At 70.7% G+C, this 24,750-nt stretch carries 23 protein-coding genes; 9 read left to right on the top strand and 14 right to left on the bottom strand.

From position 1 onward, the window contains the following. Positions 1 to 63: 63 nt before the first annotated feature. Positions 64 to 756: a GntR family transcriptional regulator gene (locus tag ACU436_RS05720; protein WP_459022321.1), complete on the top strand. Its 693-nt coding sequence runs from the start codon at positions 64 to 66 to the stop codon at positions 754 to 756. Here ACU436_RS05720 and ACU436_RS05725 read toward each other — a convergent pair. The 8 genes from ACU436_RS05725 to ACU436_RS05760 all read right to left on the bottom strand — a co-directional run bounded on the left by ACU436_RS05725 (position 753) and on the right by ACU436_RS05760 (position 8,887). After that, a complete protein-coding gene (locus ACU436_RS05725; protein ID WP_459022323.1) occupies positions 753 to 1,700 on the bottom strand; it encodes a hydroxymethylglutaryl-CoA lyase in 948 nt (315 codons plus the stop codon). The two genes, ACU436_RS05720 and ACU436_RS05725, sit on opposite strands and share 4 nt — an antisense overlap. Then, the gene (locus ACU436_RS05730; protein WP_459022324.1) at positions 1,690 to 2,841 is read right to left on the bottom strand and encodes a 3-isopropylmalate dehydrogenase; all 1,152 of its coding nucleotides are present in this window, start codon (positions 2,839 to 2,841) and stop codon (positions 1,690 to 1,692) included. The genes ACU436_RS05725 and ACU436_RS05730 overlap by 11 nt, the downstream gene beginning before the upstream one ends. Then, the gene (locus tag ACU436_RS05735; protein ID WP_459022326.1) at positions 2,829 to 3,737 is read right to left on the bottom strand and encodes an HpcH/HpaI aldolase/citrate lyase family protein; all 909 of its coding nucleotides are present in this window, start codon (positions 3,735 to 3,737) and stop codon (positions 2,829 to 2,831) included. The genes ACU436_RS05730 and ACU436_RS05735 overlap by 13 nt, the downstream gene beginning before the upstream one ends. A gap of 19 nt (positions 3,738 to 3,756) precedes the next feature. Further along, positions 3,757 to 4,959: a CaiB/BaiF CoA transferase family protein gene (locus ACU436_RS05740; RefSeq protein WP_459022327.1), complete on the bottom strand. Its 1,203-nt coding sequence runs from the start codon at positions 4,957 to 4,959 to the stop codon at positions 3,757 to 3,759. Beyond that, on the bottom strand, positions 4,956 to 5,906 hold the full coding sequence (locus tag ACU436_RS05745) for a ketopantoate reductase family protein (RefSeq protein WP_459022329.1): 951 nt from the start codon (positions 5,904 to 5,906) through the stop codon (positions 4,956 to 4,958). The genes ACU436_RS05740 and ACU436_RS05745 overlap by 4 nt, the downstream gene beginning before the upstream one ends. 57 nt (positions 5,907 to 5,963) lie before the next feature. After that, on the bottom strand, positions 5,964 to 7,235 hold the full coding sequence (locus ACU436_RS05750; RefSeq protein ID WP_459022331.1) for a TRAP transporter large permease: 1,272 nt from the start codon (positions 7,233 to 7,235) through the stop codon (positions 5,964 to 5,966). Next, the gene (locus ACU436_RS05755; protein ID WP_459022333.1) at positions 7,232 to 7,750 is read right to left on the bottom strand and encodes a TRAP transporter small permease; all 519 of its coding nucleotides are present in this window, start codon (positions 7,748 to 7,750) and stop codon (positions 7,232 to 7,234) included. The genes ACU436_RS05750 and ACU436_RS05755 overlap by 4 nt, the downstream gene beginning before the upstream one ends. Positions 7,751 to 7,822: 72 nt before the next feature. Continuing rightward, positions 7,823 to 8,887 carry a TRAP transporter substrate-binding protein gene (locus tag ACU436_RS05760; RefSeq protein WP_459022335.1) on the bottom strand — a complete coding sequence of 355 codons (1,065 nt, stop codon included), beginning with the start codon at positions 8,885 to 8,887 and terminating at the stop codon, positions 7,823 to 7,825. A gap of 555 nt (positions 8,888 to 9,442) precedes the next feature. Here ACU436_RS05760 and ACU436_RS05765 point away from each other — a divergent pair. The 4 genes from ACU436_RS05765 to ACU436_RS05780 are packed head-to-tail and all read left to right on the top strand — an operon-like array spanning position 9,443 to position 13,018. Beyond that, a complete protein-coding gene (locus ACU436_RS05765) occupies positions 9,443 to 10,087 on the top strand; it encodes an ABC transporter permease (RefSeq protein WP_459022337.1) in 645 nt (214 codons plus the stop codon). Continuing rightward, on the top strand, positions 10,084 to 11,253 hold the full coding sequence (locus tag ACU436_RS05770) for an ABC transporter ATP-binding protein (RefSeq protein WP_459022338.1): 1,170 nt from the start codon (positions 10,084 to 10,086) through the stop codon (positions 11,251 to 11,253). The genes ACU436_RS05765 and ACU436_RS05770 overlap by 4 nt, the downstream gene beginning before the upstream one ends. Beyond that, the gene (locus tag ACU436_RS05775; protein ID WP_459022340.1) at positions 11,250 to 12,053 is read left to right on the top strand and encodes an ABC transporter permease; all 804 of its coding nucleotides are present in this window, start codon (positions 11,250 to 11,252) and stop codon (positions 12,051 to 12,053) included. Before ACU436_RS05770 ends, ACU436_RS05775 begins: the two co-directional genes overlap by 4 nt. Beyond that, a complete protein-coding gene (locus ACU436_RS05780; RefSeq protein ID WP_459022342.1) occupies positions 12,050 to 13,018 on the top strand; it encodes a glycine betaine ABC transporter substrate-binding protein in 969 nt (322 codons plus the stop codon). Before ACU436_RS05775 ends, ACU436_RS05780 begins: the two co-directional genes overlap by 4 nt. An 18-nt stretch (positions 13,019 to 13,036) precedes the next feature. On the opposite strand, the gene ACU436_RS05785 is transcribed toward ACU436_RS05780, so the two are convergent. From ACU436_RS05785 to ACU436_RS05800, 4 genes are all read right to left on the bottom strand, one after another. Continuing rightward, positions 13,037 to 13,981, bottom strand: a complete 945-nt coding sequence (locus ACU436_RS05785; RefSeq protein WP_459022344.1) for an alpha/beta hydrolase — start codon at positions 13,979 to 13,981, stop codon at positions 13,037 to 13,039. Positions 13,982 to 14,014: 33 nt separating this feature from the next. Next, positions 14,015 to 15,634: a flavin-containing monooxygenase gene (locus tag ACU436_RS05790; protein WP_459022345.1), complete on the bottom strand. Its 1,620-nt coding sequence runs from the start codon at positions 15,632 to 15,634 to the stop codon at positions 14,015 to 14,017. Between the two features lie 30 nt (positions 15,635 to 15,664). Then, positions 15,665 to 16,594, bottom strand: coding sequence for an alpha/beta hydrolase (locus ACU436_RS05795; RefSeq protein WP_459022347.1), 930 nt, complete (start codon positions 16,592 to 16,594; stop codon positions 15,665 to 15,667). A gap of 305 nt (positions 16,595 to 16,899) precedes the next feature. Further along, positions 16,900 to 17,997: a helix-turn-helix domain-containing protein gene (locus tag ACU436_RS05800; protein ID WP_459022349.1), complete on the bottom strand. Its 1,098-nt coding sequence runs from the start codon at positions 17,995 to 17,997 to the stop codon at positions 16,900 to 16,902. 182 nt (positions 17,998 to 18,179) lie between these two features. On the opposite strand from ACU436_RS05800, the gene ACU436_RS05805 reads away from it, so the two are divergent. After that, positions 18,180 to 18,584 (top strand): PPOX class F420-dependent oxidoreductase, encoded by a 405-nt coding sequence (locus tag ACU436_RS05805; protein WP_459022351.1) that lies wholly within the window; start codon positions 18,180 to 18,182, stop codon positions 18,582 to 18,584. 6 nt (positions 18,585 to 18,590) lie between these two features. Here the strand turns inward: ACU436_RS05805 and ACU436_RS05810 are convergent, their stop codons facing one another. Continuing rightward, positions 18,591 to 19,775 (bottom strand): substrate-binding domain-containing protein, encoded by a 1,185-nt coding sequence (locus tag ACU436_RS05810; protein ID WP_459022353.1) that lies wholly within the window; start codon positions 19,773 to 19,775, stop codon positions 18,591 to 18,593. Positions 19,776 to 19,875: 100 nt separating this feature from the next. On the opposite strand from ACU436_RS05810, the gene ACU436_RS05815 reads away from it, so the two are divergent. Further along, the gene (locus ACU436_RS05815; protein ID WP_459022355.1) at positions 19,876 to 20,724 is read left to right on the top strand and encodes an SAM-dependent methyltransferase; all 849 of its coding nucleotides are present in this window, start codon (positions 19,876 to 19,878) and stop codon (positions 20,722 to 20,724) included. Positions 20,725 to 20,890: 166 nt separating this feature from the next. Beyond that, entirely contained in the window at positions 20,891 to 21,802 is a 912-nt protein-coding gene (locus ACU436_RS05820) for a helix-turn-helix domain-containing protein (protein WP_459022356.1), read from the top strand. A 268-nt stretch (positions 21,803 to 22,070) separates the two neighbouring features. On the opposite strand, the gene kdgD is transcribed toward ACU436_RS05820, so the two are convergent. After that, positions 22,071 to 22,997 (bottom strand): 5-dehydro-4-deoxyglucarate dehydratase, encoded by a 927-nt coding sequence (gene kdgD / locus ACU436_RS05825; RefSeq protein ID WP_459022358.1) that lies wholly within the window; start codon positions 22,995 to 22,997, stop codon positions 22,071 to 22,073. Positions 22,998 to 23,196: 199 nt separating this feature from the next. On the opposite strand from kdgD, the gene ACU436_RS05830 reads away from it, so the two are divergent. Further along, entirely contained in the window at positions 23,197 to 24,735 is a 1,539-nt protein-coding gene (locus ACU436_RS05830; protein WP_459022360.1) for an ABC transporter substrate-binding protein, read from the top strand. Positions 24,736 to 24,750 lie beyond the last annotated feature (15 nt).

The raw sequence follows: 24,750 nt of genomic DNA on the forward strand, positions 1-24,750 counted from the left end.
CTGGAAGACCGAAAGGCAACGCCGGATGGTTGTATACAATCTTGCCCGGAGATTCGGGCTGCGATGAGTCGACCGGAGGACCGTGGCGCCAACCGGGCCGCGGACCGTGCCTACGAGATGCTGCGCCGTGACATCGTCACCGGCGCCCTGGGCCCCGGCCTGCGGCTCGGCGAGGTCGACCTGGCCGAACAGTACGGGTTCAGCCGCACTCCGATCCGCGAAGGCCTGCGCCGGCTCGCGTCCGACGGGCTGGTCGAGGTGCTCCCGCACCGCGGGGCCCGCGTCGTCGACTGGGCCGGGGTCGACCTCGCCGAGCTGTACGGCCTGCGCGCACGGGTCGAGGGGTACGCCGCCCGCAGCGCCGCCACCCGGATCAGCGACGAGGAGATCGACCGGCTCGCCACGCTGTGCGACGAGATGGAGCGCATCACCCGCGACGGGAATCCCGGCGACGCGCAGACGGTCGAGGCCATCGCGGAGCTGAACTCCCAGCTGCACGGTGCGGTGGCCGACGTCGCCGGCAACTACTACCTCGACTCGGTCCGCAACATCGTCGTCGTGGCGGGTCTGGTGCTGCGCGGCCTGCGGAACTACACGCTGGAGGACCTCCAGCGCAGCAACAACCACCACCGTGACCTGCTGGCGGCGTTCCGCGCCCGCGATCCCGACTGGGCCGAGGCGGTCATGCTCTCCCACATGCACGCGGCGAAGGTCCGGGTGCTGCGCGCCCATGCCGACGAGCGTGCCGAGCACTAGTGGTCCCCCTCCTGGCCGGTGTGGAGGTCGGCGAACGTGCCGAAGCTCGTGACCCGGCTGCCCGACGCCAGCCCGAGCAGCTCGGCCACGTCCTTCCCGATCCTGCACACGGCGTCGAGATCGATGCCGGTCTCGACCCCCATCTCGGCGAACAGGTTCACCACGTCCTCGGTGGGCACGTTGCCCATCCCGAGCACCGACGTCGGCATGGAGATCCCGCCGCCGTAGCCGCCGACGCACGACTCGATGACGGTCGCACCGGACTCGTGGGCCGCCACGACGTTGGCGATCGCCATCCCGGTCCGCTCGTGCAGGTGTGCGCCCAGCGTGAGCTCGGGCCAGCGTCCGTGGATCGCGCCGAACCGCTCGGCGATCAGCCGCGGGTTCGCCATGCCGATGCTGTCGGCGATCGAGATCTCCTCCACACCCATGGCGGCGAACTCGTCGACCAGCTCCAGGACCCGGCGCTCGGGCACCAGACCCTCGTACGGGCAGAGGAAGGCGATGCCCATCGTGACGTTGACGGCCAGGTCGCCCTCCCGGGCGAGGGCCACGATCCGGCGGATCTGCTCGACGTTCTCGCGCACGCTCATGTGGGAGTTCTTGGCGCTGTAGGTCTCGCTGGCCACGATCAGGGCGGAGAGCTTCGTGCAGCCGGCGGCGCGGGCCCGCTCGGCCCCCTTGACGTTGGGGACGAGGGCGCGGAACACCGTGCCGGGCCGCGGCGCCAGGCCGGCGAGGACCTCGCTCGCGTCCGCCAGCATCGGGATGACCCTGGGATGGACGAACCCCGTCACCTCGATCTCCGGGACACCGGCGTCGGCGAGCCGTCCGGCCAGCTCGATCTTCTCCGCGGTGGTGGGCACGTGGAAGTCCCGCTCGTGCACCATCGTCTGCAGCCCGTCGCGGAGCAGCACCTCGACGATCCTGACGTCACGCGGCACCGCGGTCGCCCCCGCGCACGACGTCGGCGAGTGGGTCCATCGGTGAAAGACCCACCTCGATCCGGGCATCCGGGCTTGCTGCGACCCGCTGTGCGACCAGCGCGCCGACCTCGCCGGTGGAGCGCCCCATGCCCGGTCCCCTGGTCTCCGGCATCTCGGCGAGCACCGCCGCCGCGGCCGCCTCGATCGCCCGGGCCGCGCGGATCTCGCCGAGGTGGGCCAGGCACATCGCCGCGGACAGGATCGCCCCCACGGGGTTGGCCCAGCCCTTCCCGGCGATGTCGGGGGCCGAGCCGTGGATCGGCTCGAACATGCTCGGGGCCCGGCCGGTGAGGTTGAGGTTGCCGCTGGCGGCGGCACCCATTCCGCCCTGCAGCACGGCGCCGAGGTCGGTGATGATGTCGCCGAAGAGGTTGTCGCTGACCACCACGTCGAAGCGCTCCGGCGTGGTGGGCAGCAGGTAGCACATGGCATCGACGTGGACGTAGTCCACCTCCACGTCCGGGTGGCGCTCGCTCACCTCGTCGAACACCCGCTGCCACAACCGGCCGGCCGCCACCAGGATGTTCTTCTTGTGACACAGGGCGACCCGCCCCCGGCGCCGGGCCGCGAGCCGGAACGAGAAGTCGACGACGCGCTCGATCGCGGCGTAGGTGTTGATGGACTGCTGCACGGCGACGGCGTCCGTGCTCCCCTCGTGCACGGTGGTGCCGGGGCCCGAGTACCCGCCCTCGGTGTTCTCCCGGATGATCACCATGTCGCACGACTCCGGGGTGGCGGTGCGGACCGTCGAGGCCACCCCCGGGTACAGCTTCACCGGGCGGAAGTTCACCGCCTGGCCGAAGGCCTGGCGCATCCGCAGGATGATCCCCCGCTCGAGCACCCCGGGAGGAACCGCCGGATCGCCCAGGGCACCGAGCAGGATCGCGTCGCACCGGCGCAGCGCCTGCTCGGTCTCGTCGTCCCAGAGCCGCGCGGACTCGAGGTAGGCCCGCGCGCCGAGGTCGACCTCCTCGGTCCGGACCCGGAAGCCGTACAGCTCCTCCGCCGCGGCCACCACGTCGAGCGCGGCGCCGGTGACCTCCGGCCCGATCCCGTCGCCCGGGATGACCGCCACCCGGTGTTCCCTCACGCCGTCCATTCCGCCCTCTCGTCGTCCGTGGCCCGGCGGTGCTGTTCGAGCAGCGCGAGCCGGTACCGGTAGATCGGGTAGTCGACGAACTCGCCGTCGACGGTGATCGAGGCGTCCCCGGCCGCCTCGGCCCGCTCGAACTCGCGCACCACCCGCTGCGCGCGGCGCAGTTCCGCGTCGGACAGCCCTGAGACCACGCGGTGCACCGGCGCCACCTGCTCGGGATGGATCACGACCCGCCCGCGCAACCCCAGCGCCTTGCTGCGCCGGGTGTCCGCCTCGAGGGCTTCCGGGTCGTGCAGCCGCAGGTACGGGCCGTCCAGCGGGGGAGGCAGCCCGGCCGCCCGCGACGCCACCACGAGCACGGAACGCGCGTAGAGCAGCTCCAGGCCCTGTTCGCTCGGCTCGACGCCGATGTCGGCGCTGAAGTCGCCCAGGCCGAACACCAGCTGCCGCACCCGGCCGGGCGCACCGTGCGCGATCTCCCCCGCCCGCTGGACGCCGGCCGCCGTTTCGACGAGCGCGAAGAGGCCGACGCTCCCCGGCGGGAGGCCCAGCTGCTCCTCCTGCCGTCCCAGCTGCGCATCGATGATCCGCAGGAGGTCCGGGGAGTCCACCTTGGGGACGACGACGGCGTCCAGGTCGGGCCCCACCACCGCGGTCAGGTCGTCGAAGAGCAGGCCCGTGTCGACGCCGTTGACCCGTACGCAGCGCAGGCCCGGCCCGCCCGCTGCCAGGGCGGGTGGCACCAGCCGGCGGGCTCCGACCTTCTCCTCGGCGGCGACCGCGTCCTCCAGGTCGATGACCGCGGCGTCGGCGCCGCAGGACGGGAGCCGCGCGAGCCGCCGCTCGTGGGTGGCGGGGGCGAACAACAACGTCCGGACCGGCGGTGCGGGTGACGCCACGTGCTCCTCCTCGTGATCTCTAGATCGCGCACTCGGCGGACAGCGCCGCGAGCTCGGCCTCGTCGAGGCCCAGGAGACCCCCGAGCACCTCGTCGTTGTCCTGGCCCTTCTCGCGGGCGGTGTGCTGGATCCGGCCGGGGGTCTGCGACAACCGCGGCATGACGTTCTGCAGGCGGATCGACCCGAGGTGCGGGTCGGGCACGTCGACGTGCGTCTCCCGGGCCCGGAAATGCGGATCGGCGAGGATGTCCTCCGCGTTGTAGATCGGCGCGGCCGCGGCGTCGGCGGCGCGGAAGGTTGCGAGCGCCTCCTGCAGCGTGTGCCGGCCGACCCACTCGGTCAGGGCATCCTCGATCAGGTCCCGGTGACGGATCCGGCCCTCGTTGGTCTGCAACCTCGGGTCGTCGGCGAGGTCGTGCCGGCCGATGGCGTGCAGGATGCGCCGCGCGGTGGCCGGGGTGGATCCCGACAGCGCGACCCAGCGGTCGGGCTCGCCGGTCCGGTACGAGCCGCGCGGCACCACGTCGGACATCCGCGTGCCGGTCCTGGTCCGCAGGGTGCCGGTCTGCGAGTACTCGAGGTTCACGAGTTCGAGCAGCCGCATCAACGGCTCGTACAGGGAGTTGTCGATCCACTGCCCGCCGCCGCCGTCGCGGCGGTGGTGCAGCGCGGCCAGGGCGCCGAGGCTGCCGACCAGCGCGGCGATCCCGTCGGCGAGCGCGAACTGGGGAAGCTGCGGGGGGCCGTCCGGCTCCCCCGTCAGGTACGAGAAGCCGCTCATCGCCTCGGCGAGGGTGCCGAAGCCGGGACGGTCGCTGTACGGGCCGCTCTGCCCGAAGCCGCTGGTCCGGACGACCACGAGGTCCGGGTTGCAGCCCTTGAGCGTGTCCCAGCCCAGGCCCCAGCGCTCCAGGGTGCCCGCGCGGAAGTTCTCGGTGAGGATGTCGCTCACCGCGACCAGCCGCTTGAGCACGCGCTGCCCGCCGGGCTTCGACAGGTTCAGGGTGATGCAGCGCTTGTTGCGGCCCATGCTCTTCCAGTACAGGCTCTGCCCGTCCACCAGCCGGCCGAACACCCGCAGCGGATCCCCGTGCACCGGGTGCTCGACCTTGATCACCTCGGCGCCGAGGTCACCGAGCAGGGTGGCGACCATCGGGCCCGCGATCAGGTTGCCGATGTCCAGGACGCGGACGCCGGCCAGCGGGCCTGCGGGCCCGGTCATGCCGCCGCCGCGGTGGGCTGCGCCGCGAAGTCGCGTTCGCGCAGGACGACCACCTCGACCAACGTCCGGTTGACCGGCGTCGCCACGCCGACGCGGGCGCCCTCCCGCGGGATCGCGCCGTTGATCGCGCCGATCTCGGACCGTCGCCCGGCGAGGTGGTCCAGCAGCATGGACGGCCGGGCTCCGCGGATCCGGCCGGCCAGGGCGCGCACGTGCTCCACCGGGTCCCCGACCCGGAGGTCGACCTCCAGCGCCGCGGCCACCTCCACCGCCTCGGCCAGGCACCGGGAGGAGAGTCCCCACGCCGTCTCGTCGTCGAGGACCTCACCGATCGTCATCCCGGTCAGGCAGCAGGTCGCCGAGAACGTCACGTTCATGATCAACTTTTCCCAGACCATCCGGTCCACGTCGTCGAACAGCCCGACCGTGAAGCCGGCCGACTCCCAGATCGCCGCGGCCCGCTCCAGCGCCTCCCGCGGCGGGCCATCGGGCCGCGCTCCGAGACGCACCATCTCCATTCCGTTGTGGTGCACGTGCCCGGGAGCCCGCACCGAGGCCCCGAACCCGCCGACGACCCCGACGGCCAGCTGCCGCGGCCCGAGGACCTCGCGCACCGCGTCCGCCGATCCGAGCCCGTTCTGGCTGGTCTGCACGACGGTGTTCGCGCCGATCAACGGCCCGGCCTGGCGCGCACCGGCCGCCACGTCCATCGCCTTCGTCGCGATGATGACGAGGTCGCACTCACCGATGCCCGCGCTGTCGACGGAGGCGTGCACCGCGGCCACGCGATCGCCGCTGACACCCTCCACCCGCAGGCCGTCGCGGTTGATCGCCTCGACGTGGTCCTCCCACAGCGTGACGGCGTGCACCTCGTGGCCCGCCGAGGCCATCAACCCTGCGTAGACCGAACCCATGGCTCCTGCACCGACGACGGCGACCCGGGACATGTGCCCTCCTCCTGCTCGTGCTGCCCTACTGCCCTACTGCCCTACTGCGCTGCTCCCCTACTCCACCAGCCACAAGGCCAGCGCGGGGACGTACGTGACCAGCAGGACCGCGGCGAGCAGCAACCCGGTGCTGGGAAGTGCCGCCCTGGCCACCCTCGTCACCGGGAGGCCGGAGATGCCGCTGGCCACGAACAGGTTCAGCCCCACGGGCGGCGTCAGCAGGCCGACCTCGAGGTTCATCACCATGACGATCCCGAAGTGGATCGGGTTGATCCCGAGCGCGGTCGCGATCGGGATGAAGATGGGCGCGAGGATGACGATCGCGCTCGAGGTCTCCATGCAGCAGCCGACCACGAGCAGGATGAGGTTGACCATCAGCAGGAAGGCCCAGGGCTCCAGGTCCAGCGCCGTCAGCGCCGCGGCGACCTGGTGCGGGATCCGCTCGTTGGAGAGGAAGAACGAGAACAGGTAGCCGTTGGCGACGATGAACATCACCATGGCCGCCATGCGGCCCGACGACACCAGGATCCCCGGGATCTCGCCGAGCCGCAGTTCCCGCTGCACCATCGCGACGATCAGCGCGTAGACCACCGCGATCCCGGCGGCCTCGGTCGGCGTGAAGACACCGCCGTAGATGCCGCCGAGGATCAGCACCGGCAGCAGGAACCCCGGAACGGCGCGCCGCAGGGCGACCAGCCGGTCGCGGACCGTGCCGACGTCCGCCGCGCGCAACCCGCGGCGCCAGGCGATCAGGACGACGAGGATCGCCAGGGACAGTCCCACGACGACCCCGGGGACGAGGCCCGCCCGGAACAGGTCGCTGATGCTGGACTCGGTCACGACGCCGTAGACGATCAGCGGGATCGACGGCGGGATCAGGATGCCCATCGACCCGGACGTCGCGATGATGCCGGTCGGCAGGTCCCGGCCGTATCCCGCCGCGACCATGGCCGGGATCAGCACCGAGCCGATCGCCACCACGGTCGCGACGCTCGACCCGGAGATCGCCGCGAAGAACATGCACGCGACCACGGAGGTGACGGCCAGGCCGCCGGGCAGGCGCCCCACGACCGCCTGGACCGCATCGGTCATCCGCTTCGACAGCCCGCCCTTGGTCATGATGTTCGCGGCGAGGATGAAGAGCGGCACGGCCATCAGGGAGAAGCTCTCCAGCGAGTGGAAGAGGTTCCGCGGCAGCTGCGCGAGCGGGATGGTCGTGAAGTAGTAGAAGTACAGCAGCGCGGTCAGGCCGAGGACCACCGCGATCGGTGCCGTGCTGAGCAACAGCCCCGCGAAGACGACGAAGAGCAGGATCAGCTCAACACTCACCTGGTCGCCCCGTCGACGTCGGCGTCACCCTCCGGCGGCTCGGCGGCGGCGCGCCGCGTGGCCAGCACCAACAGCTCCAGTGCGCGCAGGAACATCAGCGTGAGCCCGAGCGGCAGCGCGAGCTGGACGGCCCACACCGGTAGCTGCAGCGCCGGGGTGACCGCGTTCACCGCGCTGTCGGAGGTGGCCATCACCCAGCCCAGGCCACCGAGCGCCGCGCAGTAGCACGCCGTCAGCACCGCGCTGAGGATCAGCAGACCCTTCCGCCCGCGCGGCCCGACGAGCGTCGACAGGATGTCGATGCCCACGTGCTCGCGGTGCCGCAACGCCAGTGAGGCACCGACGAAGGTGGAGAACACCAGCAGCAGGATCGCGCCCTCCTCCGCCCAGGAGAGCGCGTTGTGGAACACGTAGCGCATGACCACGCTCACCACGATGATCAGCGTGGCGCCACCGAGCGAGACGGCGACGATGGTCTCCTCGACCCGCTGCAGGTAGTGGCTCAGTCTGGACACGCGGGATCCACCGTCCTGTTCGTGATCCGGGACCGGGCTGGGCGTCATGGCGCGGCGTCGGCGAGCGCGCCGTCAACGCATCTCGGCCTGCTCCTTCTCGATCAGGCTCCGCACGATCTCCGGGCCGATGACGTCGGAGAAGCTCTCGTACACCCCGGGGATGAGCGCCTGCTTGAGCTTGGCGCGCTCGGCGTCGTCGAAGGGGACGATCTCGGTTCCCGACTCGGCGATCGTCTGCTTCGCCGCGGCGTTCTCGTCCCGCTGGAGCTGCAGGCTGTACTGCTGGGTCTCGGTCGCAGCGGCCTCGAGGTCGGCCTGCACGTCGGCGGGCAGCGTGTCCCAGTAGTCGGAGCCGATGATCACCAGGTAGCTGGTGTAGCCCATGTTCACTTCGGCGATGTAGCGCTGCACCTCGTACACGCTCTCCGAGGCGATGGTGGAGTACGGGTTCGTCTGCCCGTCGACCACGCCCTGCTCCAGGGCCGTGTAGACCTGGCTGAAGTCCTCCATCGGGACGGGCGAGGCCCCCAGCCCTTCGAAGATCCGCATCTCGGCCGGCGACTGCTGGGTGCGGATCCGCTGGCCGGAGAGATCGGCCATGGTGGCGATCCGCTTGTTGCTGGAGACCTGCTTGATGCCGGAGCCGACCACGGTCAGCACCTTGACGTTGTTCTTCTGCAGGTCGGGGTTCTCGCGGATCAGGTCCCCGACGGGGGTGCCGGGCGCGGTCAGCCCGGGCACCTCGTCGTAGTCCTCCACGACGAACGGCAGGTCCATCACCTGCAGCGACGGGGCGATGTTGACGAAGTCGCCGGTCGCGCCGATCGTCATCTCGACCGAACCGTTCTGGACCGCCTCGATCGCCTCCGCGCCCCCGTACAGCTCGGAGTTGGGGTAGACCTCGACCTGCACCCGGTCGCCGGCCTTCGCCTCGACCAGCTCCTTGAACTTCTGCAGTGTCAAGCCCTTGACGCTCTGCGGGGTCAGCTCGTGCGCGACGCGGATGGTGAACTTCTCGCCGTCGCCCCCGTCGCCCCCGTCGCCGGCGCTACCCCGGCCTCCGCACGCAGCGACGACAGCGGCGAGCAGCAGCACCGCTCCCAGCCGTGCCACGGTCCGCGTCCTGCGTGTCACCATGCCCGCCTCCATTGCCTGGCACGTTGTGTACAAGCCTGGCAAATATCATGGTCGTCGCGCTGACCTGTCAAGGGTCGAGCATCGATTCGGCGGCGGCTCCAGGTGGCCACTACGCTGGCACTGTGGCGCGAACGCGCTGGTCAGTACACCCACCGATGGTCAGTGGAGGCGACCACGGGCCAGGGAAAGTTGCATACAAATCGCCGTGTGATCGTCGAGGGGCTCATGCTCGCGGACGTCGTCGCGGGGCGCATCCGGCAGCGCGCCGGAGCCGGGGCGCGCACGACTGCCACACCTCCCCTATGTAACGACTGAGTCACCGATGGACGGCGCCGCGCGACGGGCGACATGGCGCCACTCAGCGACGCCGCCGACGTTCACGCAGGTCATGGGCCTGGGTCTGCGCGAGGACCGGCTCGGAGGGGGCGCCGCCCGAGGAAGTCCGGAGCGCGGCCCCGACGCTCTTGTTCGGCATCGGCGGCCGGACCGCAATAGGGTTCCGCGAACCGCTGAGCCGATCCACGGTCGGCGAACGGTACGGGAGGTGGGTGGAGAGTGAGCCTCTGGCAGTACATCGCCGAACGGTGGGACCGGCTGTCGTTGCAGTCCTGGTTGCACGTCAGCGGTGTCGTCCAATGCACGATCCTCGCCGCGGTGATCGGGGTGGGCGTCGGGATCCTCGTGTACCGCAGCCCGGCGGGCTCGGCCATCGCGACGGCGTTGTCCAGCACGATCCTGACGATCCCGTCCTTCGCGCTGCTGGGTCTGCTGATCCCGGTCGTCGGCCTCGGGGTGACGCCCAGCGTGATCGCCCTGACCCTCTACGGGCTGCTGCCGATCGTGCGGAACACGATCGTCGGCCTGTCAGGTGTGGACCCCGCGGTGTCCGACGCCGCGAAGGGCATCGGATTGGGGCGGTTCGGTGTACTCACCCGGGTCGAGCTGCGGCTGGCCTGGCCCGCGATCCTCACCGGGATGCGCGTCTCGGCGCAGATGCTGATGGGCATCGCGGTGATCGCCGCGTACGCCAAGGGCTTCGGGCTGGGCTCCGAGGTGTTCTCCGGGCTGACGCGTGCGGGGTCGGCCAACTCGCTGAACCAGGCGCTCGCCGGAACCCTCGGCGTCGTCGTACTCGCCCTCGTCCTCGACGCGATCTTCGTTCTGATCGCCCGCCTGACCGTGCCGAAGGGGATCCGATGACCGAAACGCTGCAGGAGCCGACCGAGCGGGGTGTCTCCGGCGCCGAGATCTGCCTGGACAAGGTGACCAAGCACTACCCCAACACCGCGGTCGCCGCCGTCGAGGAGTTCAGCATGACCATCCCGGCCGGGAAGGTCGTGGTGTTCGTGGGGCCGTCCGGCTGCGGCAAGACGACGACGATGCGGATGATCAACCGGATGGTCGAACCGACGTCGGGCACGATCACCATCGGCGGCAAGGACGCGCTGCACATCGACCCCGACCAGCTCCGGCGCACCATCGGCTACGCGATCCAGCAGGTCGGGCTGTTCCCGCACTACACGGTCACCCAGAACATCGCCATGGTGCCCGGGCTGCTCAAGTGGGACAAGAAGCGGATCGCCGACCGGGTCGAGGAGATGATGGACCTCGTCGGTCTGGACCCGAAGACCTTCGCGAACCGGCTGCCGGCGCAGCTCTCCGGGGGCCAGCAGCAGCGGGTCGGGGTGGCGAGGGCGCTCGCCGCCGACCCGCCCGTGCTGCTGATGGACGAGCCGTTCGGTGCGGTCGACCCGATCACCCGCGGGAACCTGCAGGACGAGCTCATGCGCCTGCAGAGCGAGCTGGGCAAGACCATCGTGTTCGTCACCCACGACTTCGACGAGGCCGTGAAGCTCGGCGACAAGATCGCTGTGCTCGGTGACCGCTCGACCATCCAGCAGTACGACACCCCGGACGCGATCCTGGCCAACCCCGCGAACGACACGGTCGCCGGGTTCGTCGGTGCGGGTGCCTCGCTCAAGCAGCTCACCCTCATGCGGGTGCGCGACGTCGAGTACGACACCGACGCGGTGCTCTCGGTCGGCGACCACGAGCGCCCGGCCGCCGTCACCGAGAAGCTCACGAAGGCCGGCAAGACGTACGCCCTGGTCCTCGACGCACGCCAGCGCCCGCAGCGCTGGGTGCACATCCGCGAGCTGGCGGGCCGGCAGGCGCTCGACGGGGTGGGCAAGCAGGTCGGTGACTCGGTGTCCACCCAGTCGACGTTGCAGGACGCGCTGGAGGCGATCCTCACCGAGGGCGGCCGGGCGGTCGTCACGGGGAACCGTGGCGAGCTGCTCGGCACGATCGACATCGACACCGTGACCAGCGTGATCGCGAACGTCCGCGAGGAGCACAGCGCATGACGGCCGTCGCGGAGCCCCTGGCGGGTGTCAGCGGTACCAGGACGGTCCCGCAGCGACCGAGCGTCGAGGCGCGGTCGAACCGGCTGCGGCTGTTCCTCCAGCCGATCGCGGTCGTGGTGATCGTCGGGGCAGTCGTGGTCTGGGCGCTGAGCAGCGACCTCAACGCGAACGAGCGCGAGACCCTCAACCTGCCGACGATCCTCACCCTGACCGGCCAGCACGTGTTGATCACCCTGGTGGTGAGCGTGCTGGTCGTGGCGATCGGAATACCGTTGGGCGTCGCGCTGACCCGGCCTTCGATGAAGGGGCTGAGCCCCCTGTTCCTGGTGATCGCGAACGTCGGTCAGGCCGCGCCCGCGCTGGGCGTGATCGTGCTGTTCTTCCTGTGGTCGGGCATCGAGGGCCTGTGGGCGGTGGCGATCCCGCTGGTCTTCTACACGCTGCTCCCCGTTCTGCGGAACACGATGGTCGGCATCCAGCAGGTGCCCGCGCCCTTGATCGACGCCGGGCGCGGCATCGGGATGTCCGCCATGTCCGTGCTGATGCGGGTCGAGCTCCCGCTGGCGGTCCCGCTGATCCTGGCGGGCCTGCGGACCGCGCTGGTGCTGGCCGTCGGTACGGCGACGCTGGCGTTCTTCGTGAACGGCGGCGGGCTCGGGGAGCTCATCGACACCGGCTACAAGCTGCAGCTCAACTCGGTGATGTACGTCGGCGCGGCGCTGGCGATCGGGTTGGCGCTGCTCGTCGACTGGCTCGGCGGGATGGCCGAGCGCTGGCTCGCACCGAAGGGGGCCTCATGAGACGCCGGGCCGCGGCGCTGGTGACCGCAGCGACGCTCCTGCTGACGGGCTGCGGGCTGTCGCAGAACACCGCCATCCCGTTCGCCGTCACATCCGGCTCCATCACGCCGGTCCCCGCGCTGGAGAACCTGACGATCACGGTGGGGTCCAAGGACTTCACCGAGCAGATCCTCGTCGGCTACATCGCCGAGCTCGCCCTGTCGGCGGCCGGGGCGAACGTCCGCGACCTGACGAACATCCAGGGGTCGTCGAACTCGCGGCTCGCGCTGGTCAACGGGGACGTCGACCTCACGTGGGAGTACACCGGCACGGGCTGGATCAACTACCTCGGCAACACCGACCCGATCCCGGACGAGCAGGCGCAGTACGAGGCCGTCCGGGACGCGGACCTCGCCCAGAACGGGTTGCGGTGGCTGCCGTACTCCCAGCTGAACAACACCTACGCGTTCGGGGTGACCGATGCCTACGCGCAGGAGCACAACCTGCGCACCACCTCGGACATGACGGCGTTCCTGCAGCAGAACCCCGACCAGGCCGTCTTCTGCGTGGAGACCGAGTTCGCGAGCCGGCAGGACGGGCTGCCCGGGGTGCAGGCCGCCTACGGGTTCCCGACCACCGAGGTGAAGACCTTCGGCACCGGCGCCATCTACGCGGGCATCGCCAACGGCACCTGCAACTTCGGTGAGATCTTCACGACGGACGGCCGGATCGCGGGGCTCAACCTGCGCGTGCTGGAGGACGACCGGAAGTTCTTCCCGCAGTACAACATCTGCGTGGTGATCAAGGAGGAGCTCTACCGGAGCCATCCGGAGATCGAGCAGGTCATGCAGCCCGTCGCGATGGCGTTGACCAACGAGGAGATGATCGAGATGGGGAAGCGGGTCGACGTCGACGGCGCCGACCCCGGGATCGTCGCGAAGGACTGGATGATCGCCAAGGGGTTCATCGGCTCCGACACCGCCTGACCCCCGGGACGCCCTCCGTCAGCTGCCGGGGGTGGAGGGGGCCTTCAGGTGCGCGTCGACCGCCTCGACGACGTAGTCCATGGCGGCATCGGCGCCGGGCAACCGTCCGAGCATGGTGAAGAAGCCGTGCATCTGACCGGGGAACCGGCGATGCCCGACGGGCACTCCCGCCTGGACCAGTCGCGTCGCGTACAGCTCGCCCTCGTCGCGCAGCACGTCGTGCTCCGCGGTGAGGACCACCGCGGGAGGTAGCCCCGCGAAGTCCCCGCGCAGCGGTGACGCGTCGGGGTCCTCCCGCGAGAGCAGGACCGGGGCGTAATGGTCCCAGAACCAGACCATGCTGTCCCTGCTGAGCAGCAGCTGGTTGCTCGGGTCCTGGTAGGACAGCGTCGACAGGTCGCAGTCGGTCACCGGGTAGACCAGCACCTGCAGGGCGGGGGCGGGTCCGCCCTCGCGCACGGCCCGCTGCGCGACCACCGCGGCGAGGTTGCCGCCCGCGCTGTCCCCGGCCACGATCACCGGGGACGGCCCACCCGCCAGATCGTCGAGGTGGTCGAACGTCCAGCGCAGCGCGGCCCAGGCGTCGTCGACCGCGGTGGGGAACCGGTACTCCGGTGCCATCCGGTAGTCGACGAGGACCACCAGGCAGCCGGTCCGCGCGGCCATCGTCCGGCCGACCGGCTCGGCCTCGTCGATGCCGCCGATCACCCAGCCGCCCCCGTGGTACCACACGATGACACCACGCGGACGCTCCGACGGGGTGAGGATCCGTACCGGTACACCCCCGCCGCTGACGAGCACCCTGGTGTCCCGGACCCGGTGCATCGACGGCCCGGGCCCGGCCTGGCCGCTGAGCGAGGCCGTGAAGTCGCGCGCCTGCTCCGGGGTCATCTCGTGCAGGGGTTTGGCGTCCAGCTCGGCCAGCTGGCCGAGCAGCCCCACGGTCTCCTCGTCGAGCGCCATGGCGTTCTCCCTTTTCCTGATCGGCACGACCACTCAGGCCGGCGCGGTGACTCCGGCGAGCTCGAAACCGGCGTAGCCGTTGGCGGCGACCTGGTCGCACTTGACGCGGTAGTTGCCGACCCCGCCGACGTAGGGCAGGAACAGGCGCGGCTTCCCGGGGATGTTGGCCCCCATGTACCAGGACGCCGCCTTCGGGTAGAGCGTTCCGGCGGCGACCTCCTGGACGTGGTCGGTCCACTCGCTCGTCGCCTCCGGCGTCGCCTCGATCCGGTCGATGCCACGTTCGCGGAGGTGAGCCAGGCAGTCCCCGATCCACTCGGCGTGCTGCTCGGTGGAGACCGGCATGTTGCTGAGCACCGAGGGGCTCCCCGGGCCGGTGATCGTGAACAGGTTCGGGAAACCGGGTACGCCGAGCCCGAGATAGGTGCGTGGACCCTCCGCCCAGGCATCCTCCAGCCCCTGCCCTCCTCGGCCGGTGATGTTGAGCGCCGTCAACGGCCCGGTCAGGGCGTCGAACCCGGTGGCGTAGATGATCACATCGAGCTCGTGCAGCTCGGCGCCGGTCCGGATGCCCGACCCGGTGATCTCCTCGATCGGCGACTCGCGCAGGTCGACCAGGGTGACGTTGGGCCGGTTGTAGGTGGCGTAGTAGCCGGAGTCGAGCGGGAGCCGCTTCGTCGCGATCGGGTATCCGGCCGGCTTGAGCCGCTCGGCCACCGCGGGGTCGTCGACGATCTCGTCGATCTTGGCGCGGACGAAGTCGGCCGCCGTCGCATTGGCCTTCTCGTCGGTCAGCAGGTCGTTGAAGGTGCCGAGGGAGAAGAGGAACCCGCCCTGCTCCCAGGTCCTCTCGTAACGGGCGCGGCGCTCCTCCTCGGAGACCTCCAGCGCGGACACGTCGCTCCCGGTGTAAGGGATGCCGGCCCTCGAGAGCTTCGCCCGCCTGCGCCACTCCCGGTAGTTCTGCTTCCACAGCTCCACGAACTGCGGATCCAGTGGGCCGTTGGCCGCCGGAATGGTGAACTGCGCCGTCCGCTGGAAGACGGTGAGGTGACCCGCCTGCTCGGCGATCACCGGTATCGCCTGGATCGCGGACGCGCCGGTGCCGATGATCCCCACCCGCAGGCCGGTGAGGTCGACGGGGTCGTGCGGCCAGGCACCGGTGTGCAGCGACCGGCCCGTGAAGGTGTCGGCTCCGGGGATGTCGGGGGTGTTCGCCGCGGACAGGCAGCCGACGGCCGTCACGACGAAGCGCGCCGTCCACGTGTCACCGGATTCGCTGCGCGCGGTCCACAGGTTCTCCGCCTCGTCGTAGGACAGGCCGGTCACCCGGGTCTCGAAGCTGAACTCCTTGCGCAGGTCCAGCCGGTCGGTGACCTGCTCCAGGTAGCGGAGGATGTCGGGCTGCTCGGGGTACCGCTCCAGGAGCGGCCACTTCTGCTCCAGCTCGGGCAGGAAGGAGAAGGAGTAGTACATGATCTCCGAGTCGCACCGGGCGCCCGGGTAGCGGTTCCAGTACCAGGTTCCGCCCGGCCCGGCGCCCGCCTCCACGCCGTGCACGGAGAAGCCGAGCTCCCTCAGCTTGTAGACCATGTGCAGGCCGGCGAACCCGGCTCCGACGACCAGTGCATCCAGCGGTTTCGTATCGTCCATCGGGTCGTCCCCGTTCTGATCGGAATCGGGTCAGTCGTGCAACAGCCGGCGGATGGCACCCAGGCCGTCCACCGCCATGCGCTTCGAGACAGCGGCGTCGGTGACCAGGGACGATCCGTGGAAGGTTCCCGGATAGAGGTGCAGTTCGACCGGCACCCCGGCCTGGGTCAGGCGTTGGGCATAGGTCACGCCCTCGTCCCGCAGCGGGTCGAACTCGCAGACGTCGACGTAGGCCGCTGGCAGTCCGCGGAGATCCTCGGCGCGGGCCGGCGCGGCGTACTGGGTCGGCTCCTGACCGCCCAGGTAGTACTGCCAGGACAGGACCGCGTTCGGTCGGTTCCAGATCGGGGTGTCCGTGAAGAGCGTCATCGACGGGCTGTCCAGCCGGTCGTCCAGCTCCGGGGTGCCGAGGTACTGCATGCGCAGGGCCGGCCCGCCGCGGTCGCGGGCGAGCAGTGCCACGGCCGCGCACAGCCCGGCGCCCGCGCTGCGACCGCCGACCCCGAGCCGCTGCTGGTCGACGCCCAGCTCGGCGGTGTTCTTGACGAGCCAGCTCAGCGCGGCGAAACAGTCATGGAGCCCGGCCGGGAACGGGTGCTCCGGCGCCAACCGGTAGCCGACGGAGACGACGACGGCGTCGGTGTCGGCCGCGATCTCCTGAGCACGGGCGTCCTCCCCGTCCATGTCGCCGATGACGAACCCGCCGCCGTGGACGAACAGGAACCCCGGGAGGGGCGTTCGGCGCTCCGCCGGAGCGTAGATCCGGATCGGCACCTCCGGTGCCCCGTCGGGACCGGGGACCGTCCTGTTCTCGATGGTCAGGGGCCGGGACGGTTCGTACACCGGAGCCTGCCGCGCCGCCTCGGCGAGCGCGGCGCGCGCAGCGACGGGATCGGAGATGTCCAGGGTCGGCAGCATCGGGATCCACGGCGCGAGCTCGGGATCGAAGCGATACGTCATCGGAGCGCTCCTCGGTGGGACGCGCCGTGTCGTGGATGCGCCGGCGCCAGACCAGCATGGGCAGTGGCCGGGCGGATGTCATTGGGCGCCTGGCGCCGATCCGTCCCACTCGTGCGCCACATGGCGGCCGAGCGGGCGCCGGCGGGTCACGCCAGGAGGGTCCTGAACAACTCCGGCCGTAGCGAGCGGCGTCCAGGTGGTGTCCTCGCAAGGCGGACGATCGGGCCGATACCGCTGTTGTATCGGCCCGATCGTCCAACGCGGCGAGGGCGCCGCCTGGGCGTCGCGCAGTAGGCCCGAGTTGTTCAGGGCGCTCCTGGGTCGGCCGAATCGCGGAGCTGGCGCAGGACCAGTGCGAGCGTCAACCGCGACCGCGCACACGGCCCGGCGAGCGAGAAGCCGAGCACCTTCTCGGCGCGCGACACCCGGTGGGCGACCGAGTTGTGGTGGATGTGCAGGACCGCCGCGGCTCGACGCATCGACTCCGTGGACGCGACGACCTCCAGGGTGTGCAGCAGTTCCTCGCCACCCGGATCCGTCACCAGCTTGTCCAGTGCCTGCACGTCCTCCACCTCGTTGATCGCCTCCGGAGGCATCCTCTCCACGAGCGCTCCGAAACCGCCGAGGGCCCGGTAGCGGACGGCGACCGGCTCGTCCAACGCGTAGGGCGGGTTGTCGCGTCCGCTTGGTCGCGCGTAACGCAGGGCGATGCTGGCTTCGCGCCAGGCCGCGGGGAGCGCCAGGGCGGGGTGGGCCGAGGCGATGCCGAGGCGGGTGCCGGTGGGGACGCCCGACCCCTCCGGGAAGGGCCGGGAGCCGGCCAAGGCGTGGGCCATCCCGATCGGGGCGCGCGCCACCAGCGCGCCCGCCGACTCGGCGAGCACGTCGACGAGCTCGGGTGGACCATCGGCCGCGATCATGTGGACGATGCTCGTCGGGGTGAGGCCCAGCCGGGCCAGGGCCCGGCGCCGCCGGGCCTCGTCCGCTGCGGCGTCGACCGCGAGCCGGAGCAGCTCCGCGGCGTCCATGTCCTCGACGTCGCGTTGTCGCCGGCTGATGGCCACGGACATGACCAGGGCGAATCGTTCGAGCACCAGCTCGTCCAGGGGCAGCGGGGTGCCGAACCGCTCGATCCAGACCTCGTGACCCGAGGGAACCGGGCGTACCCGGGCCCAGACCGGAGGGGTGCCGTCGTGCACGGGCGTGTTCACGTCGGCGCGGTGCCCCGTGGGCGTATCCGTACGCCTGACCCCGACGGCACATCCGGCGAGCGCGGCGGTGTGTTTCAGGACCACGTCGATCGACGCGCCCTGCTCCACGAGCGCGTCGAAGAAGCCGATCACTCGCACCGCGCTGGCGGCGTCGGCGTCGAGCGCCGACAGTCGCAGGAGCAGGCCGTACACGAACTCGAGGTTAGGTGCACCACACTGTTTGGGAAAGCCGCCGAACCGCGGGGTCGCGGCACGCTCCACCACGTGATCACCGAGGTCGGTAGTGTCGGGAACAACGATCGTCTGCCGATCCCGGCCAGCTGGACCAGCGGAGACGGTGCCTCCGTCCGAGCCCACATCGAGAAGGAGACCACGTGACGACCTCGACCGGGACCATCCCCGACGAGCTGCGCGACCTGCTGGAGCGGCCGCTGATCGCCGACCTCGCCACCGTGCGGGAGGACGGCACCCCGCAGGTCAACCCGATGTGGTTCGCGTGGGACGGCGAGTTCATCCGCTTCACGCACACGAACTACCGCCGCAAGTACCGCAACATCCGGGCCAACCCCGCGGTCGCGATCTCGATCGTCGACCCCGCGAACCCGTACCGCTACGTGGAGGTGCGCGGCGTCGTCGAACGCGTCGACCCGGATCCCGAAGGCGCCTTCTTCGTCGAGCTGGCCGAGCGCTACGACGCGCCGTTCGGCACGGCCGCACCGCCGGACGCGGCCGACCGCGTCGTCTTCGTCATCCGCCCCACGACGGTCGGCGGGCACTGATCGGGGTCAGCCCATGCTGATGCTCGGGTCGATGAACTCGTTGGTGTAGAGGGATGCCGGGTCCGGGATCTGCGTGATCGTGCCCTGCTCCTGCAGGATCGGGCCGAAGGTCGACACGATCTGCTGCATGCGGGCCGGGTCGAACCGCCCGAACACCCCCGAGGCCGGGTCATCGGTCACCAGTCCCTGATCCCGCATCGCCTGCACCGCGTAGTCGGCAACGCCCGGCGAGTACGCCCACCCCGTCTGGTAGGCCTCGGCGAGCTCGACGATCAGCGCGTTCGTCGGACCCGGATCGGCCAGATAGTCCAACTGCGCCCGCTGCATGATCGGCACCAGCTTCGTGAGGCACGGCCGCAGCTGCTCCAGCCGGTCCGCGCGCACGGACAACGCCGACGGGTACACCGAGTAGCCGTAGTCGGCCAGCTTCTGGTACCCCACCGGCCGCCCCCACTCGGCGATCTCCTGCTCGTACATGTAGGGCTCGGTGGTGACGTAGCCCTGCTGCATGATCCGCGGGTCGGAGACGAACCGCGCCGGGGTGCCCTCGTAGCTGGTGTCCACCTGGGCCGGCGTGATGACCCCCTGGGCCTCGAGCAGCGCCGTGATGAGGGGATCGGAGGTGACCACGGGTACGCCGCTCGCCGCCACGTCGCGCAGGGTCTGCGCGCCCGGGTGCGACGCCGGGTCCCACATGAGCATCAGGGGGCTGGTCGTCAGCTGCGAGACGACCGCCACGACCGGGCTCTCGACCGACGCGGTGATGCCCGCGTACGAGTACACGGTGCCGAGCACGATGCTGTCGTCGAGCCGCATGAGGGCGGGTACGGGCTGGAAGCCGACGTTCGGGCCGCCGGGGCGCACCTCGATGTCCACACCGGTGTCGACGCCCTGCGCCACCAGCGAACCGCGCACCAGCTTCGCGTCGGTGTCGATCGTGCGGTCGGGCCCGACCAGGCTGTACATCCCGCCGTGCTCGGCCTCGGGCTGCCAGTCCTGCTGCATGACGACGGTCGCGGGGCACGCCCCGGTGAGATCGAGCGGACCACCGGCGGGCGCGGCCGGGACGGCGGGTCCCGCGGCGGGGGCCGTGCCGTCGGCCGTGTCACCTCCCGCGCAAGCGGTCAACGCGAGCCCCAGGGCGAGCGAGGTGGAAAGCGCCATGGCGCGCAGGCCGGTCGACCGTCTCATCGGGAGCACCCGGATCATCGTGCCGATCATGAGCCGCGAACAGCAACCCCGGTGCGGGCGGACGGCCCCAGAGTGGAGGCGAACGGCGCCTGCCGGAAGTATGGAACACGTGACCGATGAGTCGACTGAACCGTTCGCCGGTACCGGGATCGACCCGACGGTCCCGCACCCCGCGCGGATCTGGAACTACTGGCTGGGCGGCAAGGACAACTACGCCGTCGACCGCGAGGCCGGCGACGCCGTCATCGCGGTCTATCCGGAGATCCTCGTCAACGCACGAGCGGCGCGCGGGTTCCTGAAGCGGGTGGTGCGGTTCCTGGCCGGCGACGCCGGGATCCGGCAGTTCCTCGACATCGGCACCGGCCTACCGACCGCGGACAACACCCACGAGGTCGCACAACGCGTCGCCCCGGACGCCCGGGTCGTCTACGTCGACAACGACCCGCTGGTGCTCGCGCACGCCCGCGCGCTGCTCGTCGGCACGCCGGAGGGCGTCACCAAATACATCCACGCCGACATCCGCGACGTCGAGCGCCTGATGGACGGTGCGACGGAGGTCCTCGACTTCACCGAACCGGTCGCCGTGCTCATCCTGGGCGTGCTCGGGCACATCGCCGACGTGGACCAGGCCCGCTCTTTGATCACGCAGGTCTCCGCCCGGGTTCCGTCGGGCAGCTACCTCGCGATCTCGGATGGCACCTCGAACGAGCAGCGGCGGAAGCTCGACGGGGAACGCGGCGGCGGCACCACTCAGCGCTACCACGCCCGTGAGCCCGAGCAGGTCGCGTCATTCTTCGACGGGTTGGAGTTGGTCGAGCCGGGGTTCGTCTCGGTTTCACTGTGGCGTCCCGATGTCTCGCCCGACGTTCCGGCGGGCAACGTGCAACCGGTCGCAGCGACGTCACCCACGCCCGTCGGCCAGTACGGCGGAGTCGCACGGAAACCGTAGCGCCGCACGACCAAGCCTGCCCTCACTACATCTGCAAATGCACGCGCATCTGCTCCTTGCATCTGCGCTCGCTTGCCGTATGTGCCGATGCACGGCAAAGTGAGAAGCTGCTCGATGCGCGGCGCATGCCGACACCCGGTCGAAACCACTCTTGCGGGGGCGCCTGATGATCATCGTTCCCGACGCGGAAGCCGGGTCCGTCGACCCCGCAGGCGATCGTGCTCCGAAGGGAACACCGACCGGCCCGACCGTGCTGCGCATCGGGCTCGGTGGGGCACTTCGACGCAAACGCGAGGCTGCGAGCGTCACCCGGGAGCGGGCCGGCGAGGCGATCCGCGCGTCGCCCGCCAAGATCAGCCGGCTCGAGCACGGTCGGGTCGGCTTCAAAGAACGTGACGTCGCAGACCTGCTGACCTGCTACGGGGTGCAAGATCCGGCGGAGCGCGCACGGTTCCTCGACCTCGCCCGGCAAGCCAGAACCCCCGGCTGGTGGCACCAGTACTCCGACCTGCTGCCGGGCTGGTTCGAGACCTACCTCGGGCTCGAACAGGCAGCCTCGGTGATCCGCAGCTACGAGGTCCAGTTCGTGCCCGGGCTCCTGCAAACGAGCGACTACGCCCGCGCGGTCACCATGATCGGCCGCACCGACCCCGTCGAGGTCGAGCGGCGTGTCGAGCTGCGGATGCAGCGCCAGGCCCTGCTCACACGAGCCGACCCACCCATGCTGTGGGCGGTCATCGACGAGGCCGCCCTGCGACGCCAACTGCTCCGTCCGGAGCGCGGTCGGGCCCAGATCACCCACCTGATCGAGATGAACGAGCTGCCGCACATCTCGCTGCAGGTGGCGCCGCTCGCCAACGGCGGGCACGCCGCCGCCGGCGGGCCGTTGGCCATCCTGCGCTTCGCCGAGCCCGACGTGCCCGACATCGTCTACCTCGAGCAGCTCACCAGCGCGATCTACATGGACAAGCGCTCGGACCTCGAGCACTACGCCGTGGTGATGAACCGGCTCTGCGCGCAGGTGGAGCAGCCCGACCGCACTACCGAGCGTCTCGCCCGCATCCGCGCGGAGATCTAGCCGAGCAGCACCTCACCACCGCCGCATCCGCACTGGCGTGCCGCTCGCGGCGATCAACCGCACGTGATCGGTTCGAGCGGCGGTGCTCCAGCACGGCGGTGGCGGCATCGGCGTAGTTGAGATCCGAGTACGCGCCGCCCAGCGGCCCGAGCTTCGTCATACCCGGCAGCAACTTCGCAGGTGCGCGGGGTGTTCCCCGTCACCCCTCCCCCACAGCCCAGGGGGCTCGCCGGCCCGTCCGGCGCCCCGATGAACGGCGCTGCCGTGTTCAGACCACCTTCTTCACGAGGTCCGACAGCTCGGCCAGCTCGGCCTCCGTGAGGTCGGTCAAGGGTGGACGCACCGGGCCCGCTCCACGCCCGGAGGCGGTGAGCCCGGCCTTCACGATCGACACCGCGTAGCCCGCCCGCCGGTTGCGGATCTCCAGGTACGGCAGCACGAACTCGCGCAGCCGCGCGTGCACGTCCGCACGGTCGCGGGTGCGGACGGACCGGTAGAACTCGCTCGCCCACCGGGGCGCGAAGTTGAAGATCGCCGACGAGTAGGTGGTGGCGCCGAGTTCCAGGTACGGCAGGGCGTAGGTCTCGGCGGTGGGCAGCCCGCCGACGTAGAGCAGCCGGTCGCCGTGCGTCGCGTGCAGCCGCGCCAGCAGGTCGATGTCGCAGATGCCGTCCTTGAAGCCGATGAGGTTGTCGAACTCCGCGACCAGCCGGTCGACCGTGGCGGCGGCGAACCGGGCGTTGGCCCGGTGGTAGACGATCACGCCGAGGGAGGTTGCGCGGCAGACCGCGGCGACGTGGCGGTAGAGGCCCTCCTGGTCGACCTCGGTGAGGTAGGGCGGGAGCAGGAAGATGCCGTCGGCACCGTGCTCCTCGGCGTCGCGCGCCATGGCCACCGCCGTCGCGGTGCCGTAGCCGGCGGGCGCGACGACGGGCGTCCCCTCCGGCGCGCTCTCCCGCGCCGCACGGACGACACGCGCCACCTCCTGCGTGGTCAGGGCGAAGAACTCGCCGGTGCCACCCGCGGCGAACACGCCGGACGCACCGAACCCGCCGAGCCACTCGACGTGCGCGCGATAGCCCGGCTCGTCGAACTCCAGCTCGGCGGTTGTGTGGGTGACGGGGAACGACAGCAGTCCCGCTCCCAGCGCCACGCGGAGCTCGGAGGCGGAGAAGCGGGACTTCGCGCGAGACATGGCGACGATCTCCAGACGGTCGAACGGTGTCCTTGCGGGCGACCCCAGGCTAACAGCGGTCCAGATCCGCAGACGTCCGTCTTCATATGTGTACGGCAAGGCTTGACGTGTTCGATCAGCTCTTCTACGGTACGTCTTCCCATCCGGATGCCGTCCACATATGTGAACGCTAGCTGCCCTCGTGCGCGGAGGATCAACGATGATGTCTGCCCGGCCGAGGGCCGCGCTCGCCCGCGCGCGAGCCGTCGTGGCCGCCGCCGTGCTGGGACTGACCGCGGCCGCCTGCGCCGGGCCGGGCACGGTGCCCGCCGACACGGTCCGGATCGTCCTCCCGGAGGAGCCGCCCACCCTCGAGGCGTGCGACGCGTCGCTCACCGGCACCGGTGTCGTCGTCCGCTCCAACATCACCGAGCCGCTGGCGGAACGCAACCCGGCCACGGGCGGGCTGGAGCCGCTGCTCGCCACGTCCTGGACGCAGACCAGCCCGACCATGTGGACGTTCACGCTGCGCGAAGGCGTCACGTTCAGCGACGGCACCCCGTTCGACGCCGCCGCGGCGGCGTTCTCGATCGACCGCGCGGTGAACTCCGACATCGACTGCAACGTCCAGGGCTACGTCTTCGGCGACACCCTGGAGGCCGCGGCACCGAACGCGACAACGTTGGTGGTCACCTCGCCGACCCCGGACCCGATCCTGCCGCTGCGCCTGTCGTTCGTGGAGATGGTGCACCCGTCCACGCCGGTGGACGCGAAGGAGCGCGAGCCGATCGGCACCGGCCCCTACCGGATCGCCGCATGGCAGCCGGGAATCCGGCTGACCCTGGAGCGCAACCCCGGCTACTGGGGCAGCCCTCCCCCGTTCGCCCGCGCCGAGTACGAGTGGCGCTCGGACTCCAGTGTCCGCGCGGCCATGGTGGTCAACGGCGAGGCCGACATCGCGACCGGGATCGGCGCCGAGGACGGCGCCGGGGAGCTCGGGGTCTCCTTCCCCAACAACGAGACCACCGCCCTGCGGCTGCAGGCCACCGAGCCGCCGCTCGACGACATCCGGGTGCGCCGGGCCATCGGGATGGTCATCGACAAGGACGGCATCATCTCCGCGCTCCTCGAGGGCGCCGGCACCCCCGCCGCGCAGCTCATCCCCGACGGCGTGATCGGCTACAACCCCGACCTGCGCCCGGAGCCCTTCGACCCCGCCCGCGCCGAGACGCTGATGGACGAGGTGCGGGCCGACGGCGTCGACCTGTCGGCGCCGATCCGGTTCATCGTGCGGTCGGGGCTGTTCCCCCGCGTCTCCGAGGTGACCCAGGCGATCCAGTACCAGCTCTCGCAGCTGGGGCTGAACGTGCAGATCCAGATGATGGACTCGGCCGAGGGCCTCGAGTACCAGCAACGCCCGTTCCCCGAGGGCACCGGCGCCTACATCCTGATGATCCAGCACGGCAACCAGGCCGGTGACGCCGCGTTCACGCTGGACCAGTACATGCTCTCGGACGGTTACCAGAGCTCTTTCGGCACCGCGGGGTTCGACGCGGCGATCGCGGCGGCGGAGGCGATGTCCGGGCCGCAGCGGCAGGACGCTCTCGCCGAGCTCTTCGCGCGGGAGCCGGAGAAGATCGATCAGTACGCCTACATCGCGCACATGCGCGGCATGCTCGCCCGCTCCCCACGGGTGCACTACGAGCCCGATTCGGCGACCGGTGACGAGATGCGCCTCGCCGCCATGAGCCCGGCCTGACGCCGCACCGGAGGA

This window comes from Pseudonocardia wallangbongensis (assembly GCF_054486945.1).

Excerpts from the sequence above, each read along its gene's own strand:
- ACU436_RS05720 (WP_459022321.1), top strand. The coding sequence starts at position 64 with ATGAGTCGACCGGAGGACCGTGGCGCCAACCGGGCCGCGGACCGTGCC.
- ACU436_RS05730 (WP_459022324.1), bottom strand. The coding sequence starts at position 2,841 with ATGGACGGCGTGAGGGAACACCGGGTGGCGGTCATCCCGGGCGACGGG.
- ACU436_RS05740 (WP_459022327.1), bottom strand. The coding sequence starts at position 4,959 with ATGACCGGGCCCGCAGGCCCGCTGGCCGGCGTCCGCGTCCTGGACATC.
- ACU436_RS05745 (WP_459022329.1), bottom strand. The coding sequence starts at position 5,906 with ATGTCCCGGGTCGCCGTCGTCGGTGCAGGAGCCATGGGTTCGGTCTAC.
- ACU436_RS05760 (WP_459022335.1), bottom strand. The coding sequence starts at position 8,887 with ATGGTGACACGCAGGACGCGGACCGTGGCACGGCTGGGAGCGGTGCTG.
- ACU436_RS05770 (WP_459022338.1), top strand. The coding sequence starts at position 10,084 with ATGACCGAAACGCTGCAGGAGCCGACCGAGCGGGGTGTCTCCGGCGCC.
- ACU436_RS05775 (WP_459022340.1), top strand. The coding sequence starts at position 11,250 with ATGACGGCCGTCGCGGAGCCCCTGGCGGGTGTCAGCGGTACCAGGACG.
- ACU436_RS05780 (WP_459022342.1), top strand. The coding sequence starts at position 12,050 with ATGAGACGCCGGGCCGCGGCGCTGGTGACCGCAGCGACGCTCCTGCTG.
- ACU436_RS05785 (WP_459022344.1), bottom strand. The coding sequence starts at position 13,981 with ATGGCGCTCGACGAGGAGACCGTGGGGCTGCTCGGCCAGCTGGCCGAG.
- ACU436_RS05790 (WP_459022345.1), bottom strand. The coding sequence starts at position 15,634 with ATGGACGATACGAAACCGCTGGATGCACTGGTCGTCGGAGCCGGGTTC.
- ACU436_RS05795 (WP_459022347.1), bottom strand. The coding sequence starts at position 16,594 with ATGACGTATCGCTTCGATCCCGAGCTCGCGCCGTGGATCCCGATGCTG.
- ACU436_RS05810 (WP_459022353.1), bottom strand. The coding sequence starts at position 19,775 with ATGAGACGGTCGACCGGCCTGCGCGCCATGGCGCTTTCCACCTCGCTC.
- ACU436_RS05815 (WP_459022355.1), top strand. The coding sequence starts at position 19,876 with ATGGAACACGTGACCGATGAGTCGACTGAACCGTTCGCCGGTACCGGG.
- ACU436_RS05820 (WP_459022356.1), top strand. The coding sequence starts at position 20,891 with ATGATCATCGTTCCCGACGCGGAAGCCGGGTCCGTCGACCCCGCAGGC.
- kdgD (WP_459022358.1), bottom strand. The coding sequence starts at position 22,997 with ATGTCTCGCGCGAAGTCCCGCTTCTCCGCCTCCGAGCTCCGCGTGGCG.
- ACU436_RS05830 (WP_459022360.1), top strand. The coding sequence starts at position 23,197 with ATGATGTCTGCCCGGCCGAGGGCCGCGCTCGCCCGCGCGCGAGCCGTC.